Annotated in this window: 19 protein-coding genes and 1 other annotated feature; of the genes, 17 read left to right on the top strand and 2 right to left on the bottom strand. The window is 40.9% G+C overall.

From position 1 onward, the window contains the following. Positions 1 to 38 precede the first annotated feature (38 nt). Both JFV29_RS20780 and JFV29_RS20775 read left to right on the top strand, forming a co-directional pair. The gene (locus JFV29_RS20780; RefSeq protein ID WP_201186127.1) at positions 39 to 845 is read left to right on the top strand and encodes a general stress protein; all 807 of its coding nucleotides are present in this window, start codon (positions 39 to 41) and stop codon (positions 843 to 845) included. Positions 846 to 1,035: 190 nt separating this feature from the next. Beyond that, positions 1,036 to 1,422, top strand: a complete 387-nt coding sequence (locus JFV29_RS20775) for a general stress protein (protein ID WP_053347238.1) — start codon at positions 1,036 to 1,038, stop codon at positions 1,420 to 1,422. A 34-nt stretch (positions 1,423 to 1,456) separates the two neighbouring features. Here JFV29_RS20775 and sspI read toward each other — a convergent pair whose 3' ends face one another. After that, entirely contained in the window at positions 1,457 to 1,666 is a 210-nt protein-coding gene (gene sspI / locus JFV29_RS20770; protein WP_053347237.1) for a small acid-soluble spore protein SspI, read from the bottom strand. Positions 1,667 to 1,788: 122 nt separating this feature from the next. Between sspI and JFV29_RS20765 the strand changes: the two genes are divergently transcribed. The 3 genes from JFV29_RS20765 to pheT all read left to right on the top strand — a co-directional run bounded on the left by JFV29_RS20765 (position 1,789) and on the right by pheT (position 6,373). Continuing rightward, positions 1,789 to 2,547, top strand: coding sequence for a TrmH family RNA methyltransferase (locus JFV29_RS20765; protein ID WP_056529226.1), 759 nt, complete (start codon positions 1,789 to 1,791; stop codon positions 2,545 to 2,547). Positions 2,548 to 2,591: 44 nt separating this feature from the next. Continuing rightward, positions 2,592 to 2,831, top strand: a binding site (T-box leader). 59 nt (positions 2,832 to 2,890) lie between these two features. Continuing rightward, positions 2,891 to 3,931, top strand: coding sequence for a phenylalanine--tRNA ligase subunit alpha (pheS, locus tag JFV29_RS20760; RefSeq protein WP_201186125.1), 1,041 nt, complete (start codon positions 2,891 to 2,893; stop codon positions 3,929 to 3,931). Between the two features lie 27 nt (positions 3,932 to 3,958). Beyond that, entirely contained in the window at positions 3,959 to 6,373 is a 2,415-nt protein-coding gene (pheT, locus tag JFV29_RS20755; protein ID WP_201186123.1) for a phenylalanine--tRNA ligase subunit beta, read from the top strand. 302 nt (positions 6,374 to 6,675) lie between these two features. Here pheT and rnhC read toward each other — a convergent pair whose 3' ends face one another. Beyond that, positions 6,676 to 7,629, bottom strand: coding sequence for a ribonuclease HIII (gene rnhC, locus JFV29_RS20750; RefSeq protein ID WP_207205160.1), 954 nt, complete (start codon positions 7,627 to 7,629; stop codon positions 6,676 to 6,678). Positions 7,630 to 7,801: 172 nt separating this feature from the next. Here rnhC and zapA point away from each other — a divergent pair, with 172 nt between their 5' ends. From zapA to JFV29_RS20690, 12 genes are all read left to right on the top strand, one after another. Further along, positions 7,802 to 8,062 (top strand): cell division protein ZapA, encoded by a 261-nt coding sequence (zapA, locus tag JFV29_RS20745; RefSeq protein ID WP_053347231.1) that lies wholly within the window; start codon positions 7,802 to 7,804, stop codon positions 8,060 to 8,062. Between the two features lie 4 nt (positions 8,063 to 8,066). Continuing rightward, on the top strand, positions 8,067 to 8,600 hold the full coding sequence (locus JFV29_RS20740) for a CvpA family protein (RefSeq protein ID WP_098175815.1): 534 nt from the start codon (positions 8,067 to 8,069) through the stop codon (positions 8,598 to 8,600). A gap of 216 nt (positions 8,601 to 8,816) precedes the next feature. Continuing rightward, entirely contained in the window at positions 8,817 to 10,535 is a 1,719-nt protein-coding gene (gene polX / locus JFV29_RS20735) for a DNA polymerase/3'-5' exonuclease PolX (protein ID WP_201186121.1), read from the top strand. A 35-nt stretch (positions 10,536 to 10,570) separates the two neighbouring features. Continuing rightward, positions 10,571 to 12,925, top strand: a complete 2,355-nt coding sequence (locus JFV29_RS20730; RefSeq protein ID WP_201186119.1) for an endonuclease MutS2 — start codon at positions 10,571 to 10,573, stop codon at positions 12,923 to 12,925. A gap of 65 nt (positions 12,926 to 12,990) precedes the next feature. Continuing rightward, positions 12,991 to 13,398: a DUF350 domain-containing protein gene (locus JFV29_RS20725; RefSeq protein WP_053347227.1), complete on the top strand. Its 408-nt coding sequence runs from the start codon at positions 12,991 to 12,993 to the stop codon at positions 13,396 to 13,398. A gap of 441 nt (positions 13,399 to 13,839) precedes the next feature. Next, positions 13,840 to 15,045 (top strand): IS200/IS605 family element RNA-guided endonuclease TnpB, encoded by a 1,206-nt coding sequence (gene tnpB, locus JFV29_RS20720; RefSeq protein WP_201186117.1) that lies wholly within the window; start codon positions 13,840 to 13,842, stop codon positions 15,043 to 15,045. Positions 15,046 to 15,214: 169 nt separating this feature from the next. After that, the gene (locus JFV29_RS20715) at positions 15,215 to 15,523 is read left to right on the top strand and encodes a GNAT family N-acetyltransferase (protein WP_201186116.1); all 309 of its coding nucleotides are present in this window, start codon (positions 15,215 to 15,217) and stop codon (positions 15,521 to 15,523) included. Positions 15,524 to 15,972: 449 nt separating this feature from the next. Continuing rightward, positions 15,973 to 17,640: a propanediol/glycerol family dehydratase large subunit gene (locus tag JFV29_RS20710; protein ID WP_190271076.1), complete on the top strand. Its 1,668-nt coding sequence runs from the start codon at positions 15,973 to 15,975 to the stop codon at positions 17,638 to 17,640. 13 nt (positions 17,641 to 17,653) lie between these two features. Beyond that, positions 17,654 to 18,229, top strand: a complete 576-nt coding sequence (locus JFV29_RS20705; RefSeq protein ID WP_190271077.1) for a propanediol/glycerol family dehydratase medium subunit — start codon at positions 17,654 to 17,656, stop codon at positions 18,227 to 18,229. Positions 18,230 to 18,241: 12 nt separating this feature from the next. Continuing rightward, a complete protein-coding gene (locus JFV29_RS20700) occupies positions 18,242 to 18,688 on the top strand; it encodes a diol dehydratase small subunit (protein WP_201186115.1) in 447 nt (148 codons plus the stop codon). A gap of 6 nt (positions 18,689 to 18,694) precedes the next feature. Then, entirely contained in the window at positions 18,695 to 20,530 is a 1,836-nt protein-coding gene (locus tag JFV29_RS20695) for a diol dehydratase reactivase subunit alpha (RefSeq protein ID WP_201187979.1), read from the top strand. Next, positions 20,527 to 20,859 (top strand): glycerol dehydratase reactivase beta/small subunit family protein, encoded by a 333-nt coding sequence (locus JFV29_RS20690; RefSeq protein WP_201186114.1) that lies wholly within the window; start codon positions 20,527 to 20,529, stop codon positions 20,857 to 20,859. The genes JFV29_RS20695 and JFV29_RS20690 overlap by 4 nt, the downstream gene beginning before the upstream one ends. Positions 20,860 to 20,873 lie beyond the last annotated feature (14 nt).

Genomic DNA, 20,873 nt, shown 5'->3' with positions numbered 1-20,873 from the left:
ATAAGATTCAAATCGGAATTATCAAAGGAGGAAGAAGCATGGGAATAACATTATATGGTGTTTTTGATTCTAATCCGGAAGTTATTAAGGAAATACAAACTCTCAAAGTAAAGGGAGTTCGTGATGAAGAAATAACCGTAATAGCAGATAAAAAAGAAGATTTGAATTTTGGGAATGAAAAGCAGGAATCGGATGTAGACGTCATTACGAATTCATATAAGGATTCTTTTATTGAAAAGGTCAAACACTTTTTCTTAAACGAAGGATCTGGAGACATGAGGAGCCGGCTAGGAGATATGGGACTTGCCGATAGTGAAGCCACTGCTTATATAAACGAAATTCAAGCTGGGAAATTCCTGATTCTCCTGAATGAATCAGAAACCATATCACCGGAGGAAGTAGTAACTACCGACACCATGCAAAAAGCGGACAGGCTTACCGCAGAGAACCCACTTAAAACAGGCATGATGAATAATCCGGACCCTAACCTTTTCCCGGAAACAACAGCTAATGCTTATCAAACAAGGGAAGTAGAAGCCCAGCCTGGAAAAAGCGAAGAGCTTCATGGGAATTCTGCCAACTTATTTGAAAATCAATACCTGAACACGAATCGAGCTGAAGAACGAGAAATAAAGGCGAACTCCACCGAAAAATATAAGGTGGAAAAGCCTGGGGATTATGATGGAACACTAGCGAGCGACCCCAATGTAGACCCATTTTCTGTTGATACTAAAGGGGCACTGGATCGGACTATGAACCCGAATGTTGAAAGTGTGCAGCAAGAAGAAAAGGATATCATGCAAGATGAATACATCAAAAATCGAATTAACACCGATAATCTATAAGACGCAAAATAACAGCCTGCGCAAGGCTGTTATTTTTTTAAGGAATGGGTGGAAATCCTTTTATGCAAAGGATTCCTTTAATGATTGGTTAGGATTTCTCATTAGACAATTTGCTTGTTTATTGATCAAGCCGCAAGGTATAATTACAAAGGAATTTATTCTAAGTAGAGTAACAAGGAGGGGGAGAAACATGGAAAAAAACGTATATGGTGTTTTTGACTCTAATCCGGAACTACTTGCTGCAATTCAAGAATTACAAGCTAAAGGCGTTACTGGCCCCCAAATGACAGTAGCAGCTAATATAAAAAATGATGTGCAGCTTGGAAATGAACATACGGATATCCTGATCATCGCCAATCAGGATAAGGAGGACACTCTTTTTTTAAGAATCTTCCACTACTTCACAGATGAAGGATCTGGAGATTTACGCAGCTTTTTCACGAAATACGGCTACTCTTATGATGAGACAAAAGCGATGCTTGAAGAAGTGAGCGCAAAAAAATTCATCTTGCTGCTCGATGAAGAAGTATCTATCGATGAACTAAAGTCAGGCTTTGATAAAGTAGTGCCGAAGTAAGCGAATACAAAAAAATAACAGCCTGCGAGGGCTGTTATTTTTTTAATCCTGATTCGAGAACAGTAATCATTTCATGTTTTTCCTGCTCAGATGAATTTTGCCAAATGACCTCGAATAATACGCCCAATCCAGGAAGCATTTTTTCCTCGCCATTCTGAATTGCATCGACAATCGTGTCTTCTAGCTGCTCTTGAGTATTCCCGGTTACGTTTTGAATGATCGCATTCCTTAGGTTTAAATTCACATTTATTCCTCCTCTTACACATAATGACTCACATTAATAGCATTTCACAAACTGGCATGCAATATGTATGTAAATTGCGTTATAATAGGACAATCAGTGTAAAGTTAAAGGAGCGTTTACCCTTGAAATATATTGAATCCGTAAAAAACCCGCAAGTGAAGCAATGGAAAAAGCTATTGACGAAGAAAGAGCGCGACAAAACAGGGAAATATTTAGTCGAAGGCTTTCACCTCGTTGAAGAAGCGTTAAAAGAAGAAATCGTCATTGAAGTGATTGTTAATGAAGAAACAGAAATGCCTGCCCATTTTACACTAGAAGGCACAGAAGTCATTTATGTTAAAAATGATATTATGAAAGCGATTTGTGATACAGAGACCCCTCAGGGAATTGCAGCTGTATGTGAGCAGAAATCAATTAGTATGGCGTCCATTAATCCGGATAAACTATTGTTGATAGATGCGGTACAGGATCCAGGGAATATCGGAACGATGATTCGGACGGCAGATGCGGCTGGAATAGATGCTGTCATTCTCGGCGAAGGCTGTGCAGATCTGTATAATCCGAAAGTGGTCCGTTCGACGCAAGGAAGCCTGTTTCATATGCCTGTCATCAAAGGAAACCTTTCTGAAATCATCGATGAATTGAAGCAAAAAGGCACACCGGTTTACGGCACAGCCCTTGAAGGAGCCTCGCCATTTGAAGAAGTGGAAAAGTCCTCTCGATTTGCTTTGCTTGTTGGTAATGAAGGACAGGGAGTAGCAAAGGGATTGCTAGAGAAAACTACGAAAAACCTCTATATCCCTATCTACGGGAAAAGCGAATCTCTTAATGTAGGGATTGCGGCTGGGATTTTAATGTACCATTTACGAAAATCAATTTGAAACGGCTGACGAATTATAATATAATAAAACAGAATTTTATAATGAAAACAACGATGACAAAGAGTAGTAACTTAAGATATCCATAACCAGGGAAAAAATGCCGTGACTGAAAGCATTTTTATGGCGCTGCTTAAGGGAATTCGCCTTTCGAGTTGGCATTGGGAAGACATAGGGTCCGAAAAATGTTCCGGTGAAGAGCCGTTATTTTTATGAAGTGAGTGCGAAGTTTTTTTGCTTGTGCACTAATAAGGGTGGTACCGCGATACATAAACCTCGTCCCTTTCTGGGATTGGGGTTTTTTTGTGTTTATTTTTACAAAAGGAAAATAAAGGAGGAAGACATGATGCAGGAACGTTTAATAGAACTGCAGGAAGAAGCGTTGCAAAAAGTTGCCGCAGCTTCCGAACTAAAGGAACTGAATGAAGTCCGTGTTTCTTATTTAGGGAAAAAAGGGCCTATCACTGAGGTATTGCGTGGCATGGGTAAATTGTCAGCGGAGGAACGGCCGAAAATCGGTGCTCTTGCTAATGATGTTCGTGAAGCAATCGCTTCAAAAATTGAGGAGAAACAAAAAGCTCTTGAAACAGCTGCTGTCAATGCAAAGCTAGCAACAGAAACCATTGATGTTACACTTCCAGGACGACCTGTTAACAAGGGGAATCTTCACCCATTAACACGTGTTGTAGAAGAAATTGAAGATTTATTCATCGGTATGGGTTACACAGTTGCAGAAGGTCCAGAAGTCGAAAGCGACTACTACAATTTTGAGGCATTAAACCTGCCGAAAAGCCATCCGGCACGTGATATGCAGGACTCTTTCTACATCACAGAAGAAATCCTAATGCGTACACACACTTCACCGGTACAAGCTAGAACGATGGAAAAACATAAAGGCCAAGGCCCTGTTAAAATTATTTGTCCTGGTAAAGTATATCGCCGTGATAACGATGACGCGACACACTCCCATCAATTCCAACAAATTGAAGGCCTGGTCATCGATGAAAACATCAGCATGAGCGACCTGAAAGGTACGCTTGACGTGTTTGCGAAAAAAGTATTTGGTCAAGACCGTGAAATCCGTCTTCGTCCAAGTTTCTTCCCATTTACAGAACCATCTGTTGAAGTTGATATTTCTTGTAAAATCTGCGGTGGAAAAGGCTGCAGCGTCTGTAAACAAACAGGCTGGATTGAAGTGCTGGGCGGCGGGATTGTTCACCCGAACGTACTTGAAATGGCTGGATTCGATTCGAAAAAATACTCAGGATTCGCTTTTGGAATCGGTGTGGAACGAATCGCAATGTTGAAATACGGTGTGGATGATATCCGTCACTTCTATACAAATGATGTTCGTTTCTTAAAACAATTCCATCATCACGAAGCATAAATTTTATTTTAAAAAGGAGGACCTACCATGTTTGTATCATATAAATGGTTGCAAGATTATGTAGACCTTTCCGGCATCAATGCAACAGAGCTTGCTGACAAAATCACAAAAAGCGGTATTGAGGTTGAAGGGGTAGAAAAGAAAAGTGAAGGGCTTAAAGGAGTTGTCATCGGACATGTACTTGAACGTGAACAGCATCCAAATGCCGATAAATTGAATAAATGTCTAGTCGATATCGGGTTAGAAAATCCCGTTCAAATCGTCTGTGGTGCACCGAATGTCGATAAAGGTCAAAAAGTCGCAGTGGCTACTGTCGGCGCTGTGCTTCCGGGCAACTTCAAAATTAAGAAAGCAAAACTTCGCGGAGAAGAATCACACGGTATGATTTGTTCGCTTCAAGAATTGGGTTTTGAATCCAAGCTTGTGTCTAAAGACTATGCAACAGGCATCTTCGTGTTTCCAAATGATGCGGAAGTAGGTAAAGATGCATTAGAAGAGCTTGGCTTAAGCGATGAAGTGCTGGAACTTGGCTTAACCCCAAACCGCTCTGACGCTTTGAGCATGCTTGGTGTTGCCTACGAAGTAGGGGCTATTCTTGGTCGGGAAGTAAAATGGCCGGTTATCGAGAATGAAGAAGCATCTGAAAAAGCATCAGATTATATTAGTGTCAAAGTGGAAGCGAAAGCAGATAATCCATTATACATCGCTAAAATCATCAAAGATGTAAAAGTCGGTCCGTCACCGCTTTGGATGCAGACTCGCCTTATGTCTGCAGGTATTCGTCCGCATAATAACGTAGTCGATATTACGAACTACATTTTGCTTGAATATGGTCAACCGCTACATGCATTTGATTATGATCGTTTTGGTTCAAAAGAAATTGTCATTCGCAGAGCAAAAGATGCAGAAAAAGTGGTCACATTGGATGAAACGGAACGTACTTTGACACCTGAACATTTAGTAATCACCAATGGCAACGAGCCGGTTGCAATTGCTGGAGTGATGGGCGGAGCTAATTCCGAAGTGAAAAATGATACAACGAATATAATTATTGAAAGTGCTTATTTTGCCGGTACCGTTGTTCGTAAAGCTTCAAAAGACCACGGTTTACGCAGTGAAGCCAGTGCCCGTTTTGAAAAAGGAGTCGATCCAGCCAGGGTACGTGAAGCTGGAGAGCGTGCTGCTCAATTAATTGCACAGTATGCAGGCGGTACAATTCTGCAAGGAACAGCAGAAGTTGACGAATTAACAATGGAACCTGCTGTAATAAGCATCACACTTGAAAAAATCAACACACTTCTTGGTACTGGCATGACGGTATCTGAAGTAGAGTCGATCTTCAAACGCCTGCAATTTGGAGTAGAGCTTGACAATGAAACGTTCACAATCACAGTCCCGACCCGCCGCGGTGACATTACGATTGAAGCGGATTTAGTTGAAGAAGCGGCACGTTTATATGGGTATGACAACATTCCCGCAACGTTGCCAATCGGTTCAGCAACTCCAGGTCAATTGACGGACTATCAAATCAAACGTCGGAAAGCTCGCCGTACCCTTGAAGGAGCAGGCCTTTACCAAGCAGTAACCTATTCACTAACGAGCCAGGAAAAAGCGGCCCAATTCGCATTGGAGACTCGCGAATCCATTCGTTTGGCAATGCCAATGAGTGAAGAACGAAGCCAATTGCGCTTGAGCATCGTGCCACAATTATTAGAAGTCGTGAAATACAATAATGCTCGCCAACTGGATTCACTTGCCTTATATGAAATCGGTTCAGTATTCTTTAAGCAGGATGGACAAGAGCTTCCTGAAGAGAAAGAACATATTGCTGGGGCTATCACAGGACTATGGGAATCCCACCTATGGCAAGGCGAAAAGAAACCCGTGGATTTCTATGTAGCTAAAGGCGTGATTGAAGCGTTATTCGATACACTAGGTTTAGCTGATCAAATCAGTTATCGCCAAGCGGAAATCAATGATATGCATCCAGGACGGACAGCTGAGGTACTGTTGAATAGTGAAGTGATTGGCTTCATCGGACAGGTGCACCCAACGGTTCAAAAAGACTTGGATATTAAAGAAACATACATTTTTGAACTTTCCTTAAAAGCATTAGCTGAAGCGGAAGTGGCGCCAATTGCCTATGAAACCATTCCGCGCTACCCATCGACCACACGCGATATCGCGCTTGTTGTTGATAAAGCAACAAAAGCTGGGGACATTCAAAGCATTATTATAGAAGCCGGTGGAAAGCTGCTGAAAGAAGTGGGCATCTTCGATTTATACGAAGGTGAAAGAATGGAGCAAGGTAAGAAATCCATCGCTTACTCACTGAAATACTTCGATCCGGAACGCACACTAACGGACGAGGATATAACAAAAGCACATGATAATGTACTTGCGGCTGTTAAAGAAAAAGCTGGCGCAGAACTACGAGGATAATTTCAAAAAGACAGCCTCCTGAATTTTGGGAAGCTGTCTTTTTATAATCAGAACTCACGAGTAAACAGAGCGAACTCACGAGTAAACAGAGCGAATTCACGAGTAAACAGGATGAATTCACGAGTAAACAGGGCGAACTCACGAGTAAACGGGATGAATTCACGAGTAAACAGAGCGAACTCACGAGTAAACGGGATGAATTCACGAGTAAACAGAGCGAACTCACGAGTAAACGGGATGAATTCACGAGTAAACAGAGCGAATTCACGTGTAAAGCAAATAAAAATACTCAGACCATTACCTTATTTATGATATTTCTGTTGATATAGTCGCTTCGCTTTTTCCGTATTGGCAAAGTGGGTTTTCGTAAATTCATTTAAAGAGTCGATTCCTTTTTCGTGAATCAATCGTGCTGCCGCTTCATCGACAGCAAAGCCGGCACCTTTAGGGATTTTGAAACCGGCTTTTTCACTCAGCAAATCAAAGCGTTTTACGAATGCATAGCGTGCCAGGATGGAAGCGGCAGCTACCCCAAGGTGAATACCTTCCGCTTTGGTGCACAAATAGGTGGCGTTTGCCTGAAATAGTTCTTGGCCTTTCAAGTAGTTGAAAAATACATCAGGTTGAGCGAATTGGTCGATTAGGACGGCTTCTGCTTGTTCTGGCTGGATTTTTTGCATAAGATTCTTTATTGCCTGGTTATGAAGGAGGGCCTTCATTTTCCCTTGTGACATCCCCTTTGCCTGAAGTGTATTATATTTCGGATTATCACAAGTAAGCAGACTGAATGGCACTACATCTTTAATCTGTTTGGCAATTTCGATAATCTGTGGGTCTTTTAGATTTTTAGAATCCTGGACACCCAGTTCTTTCAATAGAAGCAGCTGCTCTTTTTTTGCATAGACAGCAACGACGGTCATGGGTCCGAAATAGTCTCCTGTCCCGACTTCATCCGAACCAATAACAGACATGGTGCCAATCTGGGCAGGCGGTGAATAACGATGGACATTAACTGATGCGGTAGAGGCTGCTTTTTTCTTTGGAGCAGCGGCACCTTTCTGCCACTTTTCCGCTTCTGTTTCAGCATTCTTTCCTTGAAAAAGGACTTTTCCGGATTTATAGGCGGTCACCGTACATAGGGGTGGCTTAGCTGAAAAGATACTTCCTGGTGGCAGTTTTGCGGCTAAGGAAGAGGAATAATGAGATTTCATTTCCGTTATTTGTGAAGGACTGATAAGTAAAACAACATGAGACATAATTAGTAAACTCCTAACTCAATTTTATTTTTTTAGGGAGTCCTCAACCTAAGGTCGATTTCGTTTGACAAATTATTGCAATTTTATGCAAGAAATGACGTTGTACTCTCTTTCATGACGAAAAACTTCATGATATGATAGAATTAGGATTGTTTAGATTGGGGGCATCATTTTGTCAGACGATAAACGAAATAAAACAACAGTTGATATATACGGACAACCATATACAATCGTCGGTACAGAAAGCGCGAGTCATATGCGCCAGGTTGCTTCGCTGGTTGACGAGAAAATGAGAGAAATCAGTATGAAAAATCCATATTTGGATACGAGTAAGCTTGCGGTATTAACGGCCGTGAATACCGTCCACGAATATATTAAATTAAAAGATGAACTAGACCAGCTTCAACTGGAATTAAAGAGAGAGAAGGACTGAGTACATGCTTGATTTAGCAATTTTGGCCATTCTTTTAATCGGTTTATTAATCGGTTTAAAGCGTGGCTTTATTTTACAAACTGTTCATATGACTGGATTTATAGTAGCTTTCATTGTCGCCTATGTGTTCTACGGCGATCTTGCTCCCAATTTGAAATTGTGGATCCCATTCCCGACGATAGGTGATTCTTCGACCATTAATATGTTTTTCGAGACAGTAGGGCTTGAAACGGCGTATTACAACGCTATTGCCTTTGCAATCATTTTCTTCGCTACCAAAATTCTTTGGCAAATGCTTGGATCGATGCTCAATTTCATTACCTATCTGCCGATTTTAAAACAGCTAAATCGCTGGGGTGGCGGGATATTAGGATTTGTCGAAGTCTATCTTATCATGTTTATTATATTATACATAGCTGCCTTGCTGCCAATGGATTCCATTCAGGAACCATTAACCGGCTCTTTTCTGGCAGAATCTATAGTGAAACATACGCCGTTCCTTTCCGAACAAGTTAAAGATCTTTGGTTTGTGAAATAATCTTAATGACAGTAAACGAGGGCCTATCTACCTTTCTCAAAGTCCTAGATTCCTATACTTTGAAAGGGTGAGGCCCCTTTGTATGGAGAACGATGAAACTTCTTTCTAGTTGATTCGTATAGTAAGAATCGGACTGCTTGTACTTTACCTCCAAGAAAGGTATCTTTAAGAAAGAAAATAAGGGACACCCTACTAATTTTTTCGGCGGTGAAAAAAATGACAGTAAATAAAAAAGATATCATTAAATTATTAGAAAAAATTGCAATATATATGGAGTTAAAAGGAGAGAATCCGTTTAAGGTTTCAGCTTTCCGCAAGGCGGCAGGTGCCTTAGAAACGGATGATCGGAGTTTGACGGCAATCGAAGATTTTACCACTTTAAGTGGAATCGGGAAAGGAACAGCAGCCGTCATTGAAGAGTATATCAATGAAGGAAAGTCGACTGTTCTTGAAGAGCTTCAGGAGCAGGTGCCAAAAGGTTTGATTCCGCTCTTACAACTTCAAGGGTTGGGAGGGAAGAAAATTGCCAAGCTGCATAAAGAGCTTCATATCAATGATGTGAATGACCTGAAACTCGCTTGTGAAGAAGGCAAGGTCGCGGCACTTTCCGGTTTCGGTAAAAAAACGGAAGAGAAGATTTTGTCTGCGATTGCTGAGGCTGGTTCAAGGCCTGATCGGCTTCCGCTTGCCTTCATGAGACCGATTGCGGATGATATTGAATTGGCTATTACCAACATGGAATATATCATCCGTTCATCAAGAGCCGGCAGTATTCGTCGTATGAGGGAAACGATTAAAGATCTCGATTTTATTATTTCGACTGATCATCCCGAAGCGGTGAAGGATCAGCTTCTTTCATTATCGGGCATAAAACAGGTGATTGCAGCCGGCGATACAAAGGTGTCAGTTGTACTTGATTATGAATATGATATATCTGTTGATTTCCGAATCGTGAAGGATAAGGAATTTATCACGACCCTCCATCATTTTACCGGTTCAAAAGATCACAATGTCCGGATGCGCCAACTGGCTAAAGATCGCGGTGAGAAAATCAGTGAGTATGGAGTAGAAGTGGCTGAGACGGGTGAAGTATTGACTTTTGAAACAGAAGAACTCTTTTATAATCATTTTGGACTGCCGTTTATTCCTCCAGAATTACGTGAAGATGGAACGGAAGTGGAGCAATATGATGCAGATGAACCACTTATTTCGGTAGAAGATATTCAAGGTGATCTGCATATGCATACCACGTGGAGTGATGGGGCTTATTCGATTGAAGAAATGATTGAAGCGTGCCGGGCCAAAGGTTATAAATACATGGCCATCACTGACCATTCACAATATTTGAAAGTGGCTAACGGTCTGACCGTGGAACGCTTACGTGAGCAAAAACAAATCATTCATGACCTGAATGAAAAATATGATGATTTTACCGTGCTTTCAGGGATTGAAATGGATATACTTCCTGATGGAACACTTGATTATGACGATGAGTTGTTGGCAGAGATGGATTTGGTTATCGCCTCAATCCACTCAAGTTTTTCCCAGCCTCGTGATACGATTATGGATCGCTTAAAAACTGCGTTAAATAACCCGCATGTTGATATCATCGCCCATCCAACTGGAAGAATTATCGGCAAACGAACTGGTTATGATGTTGATATTGATATGCTGATTGAACTAGCGCTCGAAACGAATACAGCACTGGAATTGAATGCTAACCCGAATCGATTAGATTTGGCTCCGCCTCATTTACGGAAGGCACAGGAAGCAGGCGTTCCGATTGTGATCAATACCGATGCTCATAGCATTGACATGCTTGAACATATGCCGGTCGGGGTTTCTTCGGCTAAAAAAGGCTGGATTAAAAAATCCACTGTCCTTAATGCTAAGAATACTGATGGATTATTAACGTTTTTAAAGAGAAATGACTAACTATTTGCCCACAAAAGAGGAGGAGCTTTAACTCCATGCATAATAAAGCTTTAAAGACATTGGAATTTCATAAAATTAAAGAACAATTAGTCTCACATGCATCCTCTTCCATAGGAAAGGAGAAGGCACAGCAATTGATGCCTTCTACTGACTTTGAGGAAGTATCGAGGTGGCAGGAAGAAACAGATGAGTCAGCCAAAATTGTCCGTTTAAAAGGAAATTTGCCATTGGGCGGAATTTTTGATATCCGTCCACATGCAAAACGGGCTCAGATTGGCGGTATGCTTTCACCGATGGAATTGATGGAGCTTGCGAGTACGCTTCGTGCCGGCAGAATTCTGAGTCGTTTCTTTGATGAAATCGCGGAGCAGGAAATCGAAGTTCCACTTTTAGCAGAATATATTGATTCACTTCATCCGTTGATTGAATTGCAGCAGGAAATTACTTATGCTATTAGTGAGCACGGCGAAGTGATGGATTCTGCGAGTGATAAGTTGCGTACCCTTCGAAACCAGATTCGTACGAACGAAAGCCGTGTCAGGGAAAAACTCGAAAGTATGATTCGTTCCTCCAATGCGTCGAAAATGTTGTCAGACGCCATTATCACAATCCGCAATGACCGTTTTGTTATCCCAGTAAAACAGGAATATCGAAGTGTGTATGGCGGGATCATTCATGATCAATCTTCATCCGGACAAACGTTGTTTATTGAACCACAGGCAATCGTTCAATTGAATAATGTACTTCAGGAAACACGAGTGAAGGAAACACAGGAAATAGAACGGATTTTAGTCGAGTTATCGGAAAAAGTCGGTGAGTTCACCCCGGAATTGCTTCACAATGTTAAGGTGCTCGCACAAGTCGATTTCCTTGTCGCCAAGGCAAAGTACGCAAAAGCGATAAAAGGGTCTAAACCGATTCTAAATAATGAAGGACGCGTGAAATTATTCAAAGCGAAGCATCCGCTCATTCCGAGTGATGTTGTCGTGGCTAATGACATTTTCCTAGGTGATGAATTTACGACAATCGTCATCACTGGTCCCAATACAGGGGGTAAAACCGTTACCCTTAAAACGATTGGCCTTTGTACGTTAATGGCCCAGTCCGGTCTGCAAATCCCTGCGCTGGATGGGTCTGAAACGGCTGTGTTTTCCTCTGTTTATGCCGATATTGGCGATGAACAGTCGATTGAACAAAGCTTAAGTACATTCTCTTCCCATATGGTCAATATTGTCGATATCCTAAAGAATGTCGATTATGATAGCCTTGTTTTATTCGATGAGCTTGGAGCGGGAACTGACCCTCAGGAAGGTGCCGCATTAGCCATTTCGATTTTGGATGAAGTTTATAAGCGCGGTGCACGTGTGATTGCAACGACCCATTATCCAGAATTGAAAGCGTATGGATATGACAGGGAAGGCGTCATAAATGCAAGTGTTGAATTTAATGTAGAAACCTTGAGTCCAACATATAAACTGTTGATTGGTGTACCGGGGCGGAGTAATGCGTTTGAAATTTCCAAGCGTCTTGGCTTGGAAGAGAGCGTTATTAGCCACGCCCGCAGCCATATCGGTGAAGATACGAATAAAGTTGAGAATATGATAGCGTCCCTTGAAGATATCCGTAAGAAGGCCGAAGAAGAGGAACTAGAAGCCGCAGATCACCTGAAACAGGCTGAAATTCTTCATAAAGACCTTCAAAAGCAAATTGGTGAATACCATGAAGAACGGGATGCGATGGTCGAAAAGGCAGCAAAAGAAGCAGCTGCCATTGTGGAAAATGCAAAAAAAGAAGCGGAAGCAATTATTGCTGATTTACGTAAACTGCGTCTTGAAAAGCATGCTGATGTCAAAGAGCATGAATTAATCGACGCGAAAAAGCGACTTGAAGATGCAGCGCCTAAAATAAAAAAATCAGCAAATAAAGTGGCTAAACCGTTGGATAAAAGCTTAAAACCTGGAGATGAAGTTAAGGTTGTTAGCTTTGGACAAAAAGGTCATCTAATTGAGAAAGCTTCAAGTAATGAATGGCAGGTTCAAATCGGAATCATGAAAATGAAGGTAAAGGAATCTGACTTAGAATTCATTAAGACTACAAAAGTAAAAGAAACGAAACCTCTTACCACGATAAAAGGAAGAGATTATCACGTTAGCCTTGAGCTTGACCTTCGTGGGGAACGTTTCGAAAATGCACTGTCCAGAGTGGAGAAATATGTTGATGATGCTCTGCTGGCCGGATATTCGAGTGTCTCTATCATTCACGGTAAAGGAACGGGAGCTCTCCGGTCAGGTGTTCAGGAATACTTGAAACATCACCGCTCTGTCAAACGAATTCGGTTCGGCGAGGCTGCAGAAGGTGGAACAGGTGTGACGGTGGTAGAATTTAAATAAAGGAAAGTGGTCATTCCGGCTATTCTGCCAAGCCGGATGGTCAGTTACCATTCGGGAGTTGTACCATGGAGAACATGTGGGAAAATGAATATGTATATATAGCTGCTCGTTACAGTGTTGTTATTTTGTGCATTATTGTTTTTTTAGCCATTTTTGAACTTGTCACAAAGTACAAAAATTGGGAGGAAATCAAACAGGGAAATCTTTCTGTCGCGATGGCCACAGGCGGCAAGATTTTTGGGATTGCCTATGTATTTCAACAATCTATTCTCCTTCAGAACTCGATAATTACAATGATTGGCTGGGGCGTATACGGATTTGTCCTGCTGCTGATCGGTTATTTTATTTTTGAATTTATGACGCCTGGATTTAAAATAGATGAAGAGATACAAAAAGATAATCGGGCAGTTGGATTCCTATCGATGATCATTTCAATCGCTTTATCTTTTGTCATCGGCGCTGGAATTTCTTAATGCTCTGCATGAGAGGGAGAAAACTGTGGAGAAACTTGCAAAAATCCTAATCGTTTGTTGCGGAATTTTTTTTCTGCTTGGAATCATTTATATGATATTCTTCACCTGATAGAAGCGGCCTTTGTGTCGCTTCTTTTATTTGAGCTCCTATTAAAAAATGATGTTTTGAGTGTATAAATGGTTATATTGACAGTTTGGAAGAGGAGGACGAAAAGTGTATCAGTCTAAACTGATACAAAAGATTGAAGAACTATCAATGAACGCTTTACCGGCACTGCAAACGTAAATTTATCATTTCCCGCCAGAATATTCCCTCTTCAAACGTGTGAAGGGCGAGAGCCCAACGGTAAGGGGAGATGAATGGCGGTTGGCATAAGCCAAAGTAATCTTTTGACAAACATACGTTCGGTGGTTAATAATAACTATAAGGGGGTGAAACCAATGGTCGTAAACAAAGCTTATAAATTTCGAATCTATCCAACTAAAGAACAACTAGTTCTAATCAATAAAACGATCGGCTGCTCCCGTTTTGTCTATAACTTCTTTTTAGGCAAACAAAAGGAGAAAGATGCCTACTGGTATATCTGTGAAGAAATGAAGCAGAACGGCCAATTACCCTCTAATGAATGGAAAGGTTCTTTTCTGAATAAATACGCAACAATCAAAGAACTTCCAGCTTTAAAGAAAGAGTATTCTTTCCTGAAAGAAGTAGACAGTATTGCCTTACAGAAATCGGTGGAAAATTTAGCAGATTCCTATAGTCGATATTATAAAAAGCAAAACAAGTCACCACGCTTCAAATCGAAAAAGAATCCTATCCAGTCCTATACAACTAAACATACGAATGGGAATATTGGAATTGTTGGAAACAAAATCAAATTGCCAAAACTCGGTCTAGTTCGTTTTGCTAAAAGCCGCGAAGTCGAAGGGCGAATCATCAATGCCACAATCAGGCGGAACCCTTCGGGTAAATATTTCATTTCCGTTTTAGCCGAAACCAATGTACAAGTACTTCCTAAAACGAATCGTTCGTGCGGTGTAGATGTTGGTTTGAAGAACTTTGCTATTCTTTCAGATGGTACGGTCTATCAAAATCCAAAATTCTTCCGGACGGTCGAAAAGAAATTGGCCAAAGCACAACGGATTCTTTCAAGGCGACAAGAAATAGCCTTGAATCAAAATAAACCATTGGCTGAAGCCAAAAACTATCAAAAACAAAAACGAAAAGTGGCTATCCTACACGAAAAAATGTCAAATGCCCGAATGGATTACTTACATAAAGTTTCTACCGAAATCATCAAAAACCACGATGTTATTGGAATGGAAGACTTGCAAGTGTCGAATATGATGAAAAATCACATACTAGCTAAAGCTATTAGTGAAGTATCTTGGTACCAATTCAAAAAAATGTTGGAATACAAAGCAAAATGGTATGGTAAACAAATCGTGACCGTATCTAAAACGTTTGCTTCTAGCCAATTGTGTTCTAGCTGCGGTTACCAAAATAAAGACGTTAAACATCTGAATCTTCGTGAATGGGATTGTCCTTTTTGTTCTACTTACCACGATCGAGATATTAACGCAGGACTCAATCTAATGAATGAAGCCATAAGGCTTCTAACCGTAGGAATTACGGGAGTAGCCTAATTAAAAATTGGCCGATAGGCTAATGTTCTTAGGAATCCCCCACTTCAATCAGACCGTAAGGTCGATAAGTGGTGGGTAGTTCAATTATAATCAATTAAATGAAAACTGGTTTCGTAATTTCTGTCTGTTAAACCATATAAGTGATCATGATCAAACAATTTTTAAAAAAATGTTAGAGAATATTATTCCAGACAGATGCTTTATGTTGCTGACTGATGATAGCGGAACAGTGTTAGCGTGTGGACTGGGTGTTTTAGAAGGCGAATACTTAGGGTTGTTCAATATTGTTACGCAAGAAAAATTTCGAAACCAAGGGTATGGAGCAAAACTCAATAAAAATCTCTTGCATTGGGGAAAAGAAAATGGGGCGAAATATGCTTACCTACAGGTTATATTATCGAATGCCCCTGCATTAAACCTGTACGCTAAATTAGGGTTTGAAGAAAAATATAAATATTGGTATAGGATTAAAAACTAAAGTTCAAAAAGGAGTAAAGATTACTCCTTTTTTTGTTCCATTTTTTAAGGTCTGCAAGGTTAGGAGTTTTCTTAAGATACTGTGTTCAAACACCAAAGGCTAATTCAAAATCGGAGTTTAGTCACTCATCAATAAATTTAATAGCTAAAAAGTAAAAAAAATGCTAGTGAATGCAAATTGTGTCTAGGTACATATATAATTCTGAAAATTATAATAAAACAAACGAAACAAATTTAAGGAGGGACATTGTCATAAAAACTCCATCAAACAGTTAACAAAGTAGAATATGATATCCAAGCTAAAAAAGGGTGGAGATCATTATCATTAAGCCCTTAATATTGCCTTTTGATTGTGGCTATTGTACCCAAGAAGAAGTCTCTACTTCTTTTATTAACTCATTAATGTAGGCTATTCAATAACTAACTAATCATAGAAAGAGGGATTCGCTTATGCTACGCTCAAAACGATTTGAGATCTTAGAAGAAAGACCGGTCAATAAAGATGGATTTGTTAAAGAATGGCCTGAAATGGGATTTGTTGCTATGTCGAGCCCTAATGATCCCAAGCCTTCTATTACAATAGAAAATGGTCAGATAGTAGAGTTGGATGGGAAAAGACGAGAAGACTTTGATATGTTAGATCAATTTATTGCAGATTACACAATAGATAGAAGCTTAACCGAACAAGTCATGGCTCTTGACAGCTTGGAGATTGCTAAGAAACTCGTGGATATTAATGTGTCTCGTTCAGAAATTGTTAGATTGTCAAAAGGGCTCACACCCGCAAAAGTTCTAGAAGTCCTAAATCATATGAATGTTGTTGAAATGATGATGGCTTTACAAAAAATGAGGGCAAGGAAAACACCGTCTAACCAATGTCATGTGACGAATGTACGAGATAATCCTGTATTAATGGCAGCAGACGCTGCCGAAGCCGGACTCTATGGATTTGATGAACAAGAAACAACTGTCGGAGTTGCCCGTTATGCCCCCTTTAACGCATTGGCATTACTTGTAGGTTCCCAAACTGCAAGGAATGGAATCTTGACTCAAGATTCTTTAGAAGAAGCGACGGAACTTCGCTTAGCAATGCTTGGAATGACTTCTTATGCGGAAACTGTCTCTATCTATGGTACGGAATCAGTCTTCATGGATGGGGATGACACGCCTTGGTCGAAATCATTTTTAGCCTCTGCCTATGCTTCAAGAGGTGCTAAAATGCGCTTTACATCAGGTACTGGTTCCGAGGTGCAAATGGCCGGAGCAGAAGGAAAATCAATGCTTTATTTAGAGATTCGCTGTGTCATGATGGCGAAAGGAGCGGGCGTTCAAGGGCTGCAAAACGGTTCCATCAGTTGTATTGGCATACCAGCCTCGGTACCGAGTGGAATCCGCGCTGTCTTAGCAGAAAACCTAGCTACTACATTGTTTGATATGGAGGTAGCTTCGGGAAATGACCAAACCTTTTCTCATTCGGAAATCCGACGCAGCGCTAAAATGCTATGTCAAATGCTTCCTGGTACAGATTTTATCTTTGCCGGATTTGCTGCTGTACCAAACAATGAGGATATGTTTGCAGGCTCTAATATGGATTCTAGTGATTTGGACGATTACTTAATTATTCAAAGAGATATGATGGTGGACGGCGGATTAAAACCGGTGGATGAAGAAAGCCTTATCAAAACCCGTTATCAAGCAGCAAAAGCTTTACAAGTTATTTTCGAAGAGCTAGGATTCCCTGTGATTACAGATGAGGAAATCGAAGCGGCTACTTATGCTAACAGCAGTGTAGATATGCCGCAGCGTAATGTTGTTGAAGATTTAAAGGCAGCAGAGCGAATACTACGAGATGGGATTTCAGGTTTTGATGTAGCTCTTATCTTAGCTAAGCGTGGCTATCGACAAACTGCAGAACGAATTTTCAATATGTTGAAACATAGGGTAGCTGGTGACTATTTACATACATCAGCCATTATTAATAAAGATAATGTGGTTATAAGTGCGGTAAATGATGAAAACGATTACAAGGGACCTGGGACGGGCTATCGACTCAGTCCGGAAAGATGGGAAGAAATTAAAAACATTCGTCAAGCCATTAGTCCGCAAGATTTTGATTAAGGGGGAATTGAATATGACGACAACATTTTTAATAGAGATGAAATTAACAGATATCGGAACGGCCACGAAAGGAACAAATCCGAGAGAAGTGATCGTAGCGATCGCTCCTGCTTTTGGAAAAGAAATGAATAAAACAATTGTGAAAGTCGATCACGCTTCTGTCCTACGTGAAATCCTTTCCGGGATTGAAGAGCAAGGTGCCGTACCACGGGTCATTCGCAGCTTGCGCACTGCTGATTTGGCTTTTATGGCACATGGAGGAGCCCAAATGAGTGGTTCAGGAATCAGTATAGGCCTGCAATCTAGGGGAACAGCAGTAATCCATCAACGAGATTTAGACCCGCTCACCAATCTTGAATTATTTCCTCAATCACCTTTAATTACGTTAGACATGTATAGGGCGATTGGACGAAACGCGGCCATGTACGCGCTAGGGGAAAGCCCTAGCCCTGTACCGGTGTTAAATGACGAAATGACACGGCCTAAATACCAAGCAGCAGCGGCCTTGCTCTATTTAAAAGAGTGCCAATCTATTATTCCAGATCAAAAGCCAGTTGAATTAAAAGTAGAATTTTTAATTAAAGACTAGGAGGGAATTCAGATGGAAAATCTAACAACGAAAAAAAAGGTAAATTTAACAAAAAATGACTATCCACTCGGGATAAAAAGGCCTGATTTATTATTTTCACGTACAGAAAAACCCTACAATGATTTAACATTGGATGCTGCTTTAAAAGGAGACGTAACTGAAACAGACTTGCGTATCAGTCCAAAAACGCTTGAAATGCACGCAGATATTAGTGAAAGTTTAGGAAGAACACAGCTGGCAAAAAACTTCCGTAGAGCATCGGAAATGATTAATATTTCCGATGCCCGTATCTTACAAATTTATAATGCAATGCGCCCTAATCGTTCGACTAAAGAACAGCTTTTAGCGATAGCTAATGAATTAGAAGAAGAGTATGGGGCATTAGAGAATGCAAAATTAATTCGCGAAGCTGCAGATGTGTATGAAAGACGAGGAAGGCTAAAGAGGAATGAGGATTAAAGAGTGATGAAAAAGATTCTAGCTGGTGTAGATATCGGAAATTCATCAACGGAAGTGGCGATTGCAAGTGTGGAAGGAAACCATACAGAGTTTTTTTCACAGTATTTAGTGAAAACAACGGGTATAAAAGGAACGACTGATAACGTGAAAGGCATTCGCCTAGCTTTGCAGGAAGCAGCTAAAAAAGCAGGCATCGAGTTAAAAGACATTGATCTTATTCGCTTGAATGATGCTGTGCCGGTTATAGGTGATTTGGCCATGGATCTCATTAGCGAAACCATTATCACGGAATCTTCTATGATAGGTCATAACCCTGATACTCCGGGTGGAGCAGGGTTAGGAGTGGGAATAACGGTGTTGATTGATCAATTATTGGACGTAGAAAAAAAGGGGCAAGACTATATTGCTGTTATCCCTAGAAACTTTGATTATGAGTGGGCTGCTCACCAATTGAATCGGGTAGTAAGTCAAGGGATTTCTATCACCGGTGCCGTTGTACAAAAAGATGATGGAGTATTAATACACAATCGTCTGAACAAAAAGATTCCCATCGTGGACGAGGTAGCTATGATTGAAAAAGTTCCTCTGTTGAAATTAGCAGCAGTAGAAGTGGCTTTACCGGGCCATGTGATTCGGACGTTAAGCAATCCATACGGTCTTTCTACTGTTTTTCAATTGGATCCTGACCAAACGATACAAATTGCGTTAGTTGCCAAAGCATTAGTTGGCAATCGATCAGCGGTGGTAATTCGAACACCAAAAGGGGAAGTTGTCGAACGAAAAATAGAAGCGGGAAGGGTCCTTCTAAAAGGAGCGAATAACCAAAAGCTAGAAGTGTCCATTAATGATGGAGCTGCAGCGATAATGAATACTTATGAAAAGCTAGAAGTATTGGTAGACGTCTATGGAGAAACAGGCACCAATGTTGGAGGGATGTTTAATGGTCTCCGGCATGATTTAGCCCAACTCACTGGACAATTACCAAATGATATTACAATCTCTGACTTTCTCGCCGTTGATGCAGTAATCCCGACTTCAATTAACGGGGCTATGGCGGGTGAGCTATCCATGGAAAGCGGAGTCGCTTTAGCCTCAATGGTTAAAACAGACAAAGTTCCTGTCCAAAGAGTGGCTTCTTTATTGGAAAAGGAAATTGGCGTCGCCGTAGAAATTGGCGGTATTGAAGCGGAAATGGCCATTCGAGGAGCCCTAACGACCCCTGGTACGAGAAAGCCAATCGTAATTCTCGATATGGGTGGAGGGTCTACTGATGCTGCAATGATGAATGAATCGGGCAAAATTAAATCGAGTCACTTGGCTGGGGCAGGGGACATGGTCACGATGCTCATAAATTCTGAACTCGCTTTAGGCAACAAGGAACTCGCTGAAAAAATAAAAAAGCATCCTTTAGGAAAAGTATTAAGTTTATTCCATATGCAGCTAGAAGACGGAACGATGCTATTTTCTGAAACCCCTTTTCCTCCATATACATTTGGGAAAGTTGTAATCCGGGAAGAAGATGATCTTATCCCTTTAGCAACCAAAGCATCTATGGAGAAAATTAGAGATACCCGAAGAAGTGCAAAACGGAGGGTGTTTGTGACGAATGCGCTGCGCGCCCTTAAGCGGGTAATCCCCACAGGTAATTTAAAGCACCTTTCTTTTGTCGTTATGGTGGGGGGATCTGCACTAGACTTTGAAATTCCACAAATGTTAACAGAGGAATTGGGTAAGTACGGGATTGTAGCAGGTTTTGCCAATATACGCGGCACAGAAGGTCCGAGAAATGCAGTGGCTACTGGATTGATATTAGCCTCTGTCAGGCACGAGGTATTTAAATGAATAAACGTGAAGTAAACATTGCAATTTTGTACGACAGCGCTCTTAATGTTAATCAAATTCAAGAAATATGTGCAGGACTAGAAGAAGAAGGGGTTTCGTTTTTAGTACAAAAATGTGATAAAGCGAGCAACTATATTGAACTAGGGAGTAAAGCAGCATGTATGTCTCCATTGAAAGTGGGGATTGGCATCGATCGCGTTGGGAATATATGTGTACATCACGAGAATTTGAAGCAGGAAGAACCTTATTTACAAGACATCATTCAAAACGGTCGCAAATTAGGGAAGAACGCAGCTCGTTTAGTTAAAGGATTGCCATTAGCTTTTTAAGAGGAAAGGGTGGC

The sequence above is a fragment of the Peribacillus sp. TH16 genome (genome assembly GCF_016651095.1).
Taxonomy (GTDB): domain Bacteria; phylum Bacillota; class Bacilli; order Bacillales; family DSM-1321; genus Peribacillus; species Peribacillus butanolivorans.
This window is presented reverse-complemented; position numbering and strand designations above follow the sequence as displayed.